Source organism: Xanthomonas cissicola (assembly GCF_008801575.1).
GTDB lineage: Bacteria > Pseudomonadota > Gammaproteobacteria > Xanthomonadales > Xanthomonadaceae > Xanthomonas > Xanthomonas cissicola.
The window spans coordinates 1-4,447 of sequence record NZ_VZPL01000142.1 but is presented as its reverse complement, the minus strand read 5'-3'; the positions used below and the strand labels follow the sequence as shown (position 1 = coordinate 4,447).

The following is a 4,447-nucleotide window of genomic DNA, read 5'->3' as shown; positions in this document are numbered from 1 at the left end:
ATCTCGCGCCGGGTCTGCTTGCGCTTGCCCAGGCCCTCAGCGTCACCGAACGTCAGCTGCATAGATGATCCTCTACATGATGAGGCGGGTAGTGTCGCGTATCTGTGGTGCGTTGTTCAGAGCTTCCCTCACCGTGCGCGGCGATATGCAGCTGGTGCGCTCGGAGAGCGATTCGCTGGACTTCACCCTGTTCGATTCGATCTACCTGCCGGGCCTGACCTTCGATCTGAGTGGCAAATATCCATCGGTCGCGATTGCCGACAGCACCTACACCAGCAACCCCTCCAATTATTTCTGGAGTGCGGCCATGGACCATCTGGCGAAGAATCGCGGCCGCGAGCTGGCCACGCGCTTCGACCTGGAATACGCATTCGACGACAGTGCCTGGCTGCGCACCTTCCGTGCCGGCATCCGCGCCACCGATCGCACCCAGATCAACAAGAACTCCGGCTACAACTGGGGTGTGATCAGCGATAACTGGGCGCAGATTCCCGGCACCGCCAATGGGACCGGACTGGCCGATCTGGCCACCTACATGACCGGCACCTCGCAGCTGTATTCGTATTCCAATCTGTTCCGCGGCAAGATCGATGTGCCCAACAGTCTGTATTTTCCGAGCAACGCCGCAGTCAAGGACTACGCAGGTACCTCGAAGATGATCGAGCAGATCGTGGCGCTGCGCGGCTCGGGCTGGGCGCCGGACCAATACCAGCTGCAGGACATCAATCGCCAGTTCGAACGCACCCAGGCCGCCTACGCGGTGATGTACTTCGGCAACGACGAAGCATTGGGCGTGCCGGTGGACGGCAATATCGGTGTGCGCATCGTGCAGACCAAGACCGAAGCCAATGGCTACGGCCAGTTCCCGGACCTGTCGGGAAGCGCGGGTTCGGAAGCGCTGCGCGAACAGTACACCGGGCAGTACTTCGCCAACAATGCCAAGGGCAGCTATACCAACGTGCTGCCGAGCTTCAACATGCGCTTCAAGTTCTCCGACGCGCTGCAGTGGCGTATCGCCGCGTCCAAGGCGATGGCGCGCCCGGACTACACGCAGTTGCAGCCGTACCTGCTGCTCGCGGCAAACACCGAGTCCAATGGCACCGTTTCCAGATGGACCGGTACTGCCGGCAATCCGAATCTGCAGCCGATGAAGGCCAATCAGTACGACACCGCACTGGAGTGGTACTTCGACACCAGCGACATGATGTACCTGACGCTGTTCTACAAGAGCGTCAAGGATTACTTCTCCAACCAGACCGTCACCGAAAACTACGGTGGGCAGGACTGGCTGGTGACGCGCCCGTACAACATGGACAAGGGGCGCATCCGCGGCTTCGAATATGGCTACACGCAGTTCTTCGATTCGTGGCCGGGTTGGCTGAGCGGGTTCGGCGTCAATGCCAACTTCACCTTCGTCGACAGCAGCGGCGGCGTGAATACCGCCACCGACCCGTACACCCAGACCACCGTCACCGGTGTGAGCCTGCCGCTGGAAGGCTTGTCGCGGCGCAGCTACAACCTGGCCGGCATCTACGAGAAAGGACCGCTTTCGTTGCGCCTGGCCTACAACTGGCGTTCGCGCTACCTGCTCACCGCCAGCGACGTGTCGACAAAGTTGCCGACCTGGTCGGACGACTACGGCCAGCTCGACGCCTCGGCGTTCTACCGCGTCAACCCGCATGTCCAGCTCGGCATGCAGGCCAACAATCTGACCAACACGGTGACCAAGGTCTTGATGGGGCCGACGTCCTACACGGGCGGCGAGGTCGACTACCATTTGTATACGCGCAGCTGGTTCGTCAACGACCGGCGTTACTCGCTGGTGCTGCGCATGAACTGGTAAGTGCGGGCGATCACGCAGGTGACGTGCGCGGGCTCTCAGAGTTGAGCCCGCCACGTTCAAATCAGTGCCATGTCCCTACGATGCCAGAGTTGCCGGGTTTTCTGGGGTTGTTATAGGTTTAGCGAATACCTTTCCAGGAATATTTCATTGGTCTGGCATGACGGCCGCGCCCTATGCTCCGGCCGCAGCTATCAGGTAAGCCCGATCGGGTTTACACCGCATCTACCCAGCCACGGCACTTGCCGTCGGCAGATGCCAAGCCAGCACAACGACGGGCAGGGCGCTCGCGCACCGGCCCGCTAAAAACTAGAAGTACATGCGTCCTGGGAGGGAGCACCATGTCAGTGCAACATCGCCACGTTCCGGCAGGCCGGACTGTGGGTCAGCGTTCGATCCGTGATTTCCGCCGCTCCGTGATGGCCATCAGTGTGGCCACGCTGCTGAGCGCGCAGGCCTATGCGCAGGATGCGACCACCACTGCTACGCCGGCATCGGATGCGACGACGCAACAGCTGGACACCGTGCAGGTCACCGGTACCCGCAGCAGCGTGACCAAGGCGCAGCTGGTCAAGCAGAACGCAGAGCAGATCGTCGATTCCATCGTTGCCGAAGACATCGGCAAGCTGCCCGACAACAACGTGGCCGAAGCGCTGCAGCGCATCTCCGGAATCCAGATTTCGCGCAACTACGGCGAAGGCAGCTCGATCGCCATCCGCGGCCTGACCCAGGTGCGCACCGAACTCAATGGTCGCGACATCTTTACCGCCAACGACGGCCGTGGCCTGAGCTTCGAAGACGTGTCTGCCGAATTGCTCGGTGGCGTCAATGTCTACAAGAATCCGTCTGCCGACATGATCGAAGGTGGCCTGGGCGGCACGGTCGACCTGCGCACGCGTCTGCCGTTCGACTACGACGGCCGCAAGATCGCCGGCAGCGTGCAGTACAACTATTACGACCTCGCCGACGACGGCAAGCCGGCGTTCTCGGGCTTGTTCAGCGATCGCTGGCAGACCGGTATCGGCGAGATCGGCATCCTGGTGAACTACTCGCAGCAGAAGAGCCCGTTCCGTCAGGACACCATCTCGATCGAGCCGTGGTACACCCAGACCGACCTGCCGGGCTACGAAGGCCAGGGCGTGTCGGTACCGCACGGCGCCGGCATCAACACCACCGTCGGCGAGCGCGAGCGCAAGACCGGCGCGTTTGCGATGCAGTGGCGTCCGAACGATGCAGTGGAGGTCTATACGCAGGTGCTGCGTTCGGATTACGACTTCAGCTGGCACGATTATTCGTTCTTCGCGCTGACCGGCGCCAACCCGATGCAGGGCTTGCCTGGCATCCAGGTCAATAACCGCAACGAGTTCGTCAACGGCTCGTTCCAGAATGTGCCGACCGAATCCAATACCAGCTTGACCGAGCGGCATTCGGTGACCACCGATTACTCGCTGGGTGCCAAGTGGACGGTCAACGAAAAGCTGACCCTGAGCACCGACTTCCAGTATGTCGATGCCACCACCACCGGCACGCGCTACATCCTGTCCACCGGTCAGGTCACCAGCCCGCAGTTCAACGTGGATTTCCGTGGCGATCTGCCGCGCTTGTCGGTGACCGATGCCAGCGGTGCGGAAGGCTACCTGGCCGACGTCAACAACTACAACGGTTGGCGCTATCACCTGGACAACAAGGACGACAACACCGGCACCGAATTCGCCTGGCGTTCGGATATGGATCTGGCCTTCGATAGCGACTTCGTGCGCAGCTTCAAGGCCGGTGTGCGTTACACCGACCGCGATGCCGAAACCAAGGGCAACATCTATCGCTTCATGTGCATCAACAATTGCGCGGGCGCGCCGTTTTCGCAGTACCCCGGCATCGGCGTGATGACCAATCCGATCACCGACTTCTTCCGCGGCGAGAGTCATGCCTTCGGGCCGACCCTGACGGCATCCGATGCGGCAGTGGCGAACTATCAGCAGACCCTGGCTGCCTTCGGTGCCACCCCGCTGGAATTTGCGCCCAACAACATCAACACGCAGAACGAGAAGACCTACGCGGCGTATGGCGTACTGCGCTTCGGCGTGGATGGCGACATTCCGTTCGATGGCAACATCGGGGTGCGCGTGGTGCGCACCGAAGTGAGCTCGCAGGGCGTACGCACCGGCACCGATGCCGAAGGTGGCGGCCTGATTCCGGTGGATGCGCAGCAGACCTACACCGACGTGCTGCCCAGCTTGAATCTGCGTTGGATGCTCAGCGATCAGCTGCAGTGGCGGTTTGCCGCCTCGCGCGGTATTTCGCGCCCGACCTTCGACAAGCTCAACCCGAACCTGAGCCTGAGCACCGGCACCTCGAACGGCGCTTCGACCTTCACCGGCACCGCGGGTAACCCGAGTCTGGAAGCGGTCAAGGCCGACCAGTTCGACACCGCGCTGGAGTGGTACTTCGGCCAGGGGTCGATGATGTACGGCACCCTGTTCTAGGGCCTGTTAACACATCCGAAGCCCATCAACGACTAGGACGAAGCTGAGGAATCCAAGGAACATGACATCCAGCTTCTCGAAGCGCGAGAAAATCCGGCGGTAGCCTTTCAAGCGACGGAACAGT

At 61.3% G+C, this 4,447-nt stretch carries 3 pseudogenes; 2 read left to right on the top strand and 1 reads right to left on the bottom strand.

From position 1 onward, the window contains the following. Positions 1 to 121 precede the first annotated feature (121 nt). Both F7R02_RS24470 and F7R02_RS24465 read left to right on the top strand, forming a co-directional pair. Positions 122 to 1,843 (top strand): annotated as a pseudogene (locus F7R02_RS24470) (TonB-dependent receptor); the annotation flags it as partial. A gap of 338 nt (positions 1,844 to 2,181) precedes the next feature. Continuing rightward, positions 2,182 to 4,320: pseudogene (locus tag F7R02_RS24465) on the top strand (TonB-dependent receptor); the annotation flags it as partial. 9 nt (positions 4,321 to 4,329) lie between these two features. Here F7R02_RS24465 and F7R02_RS24460 read toward each other — a convergent pair. Then, positions 4,330 to 4,447: pseudogene (locus F7R02_RS24460) on the bottom strand (IS5-like element ISCARN85 family transposase); the annotation flags it as partial.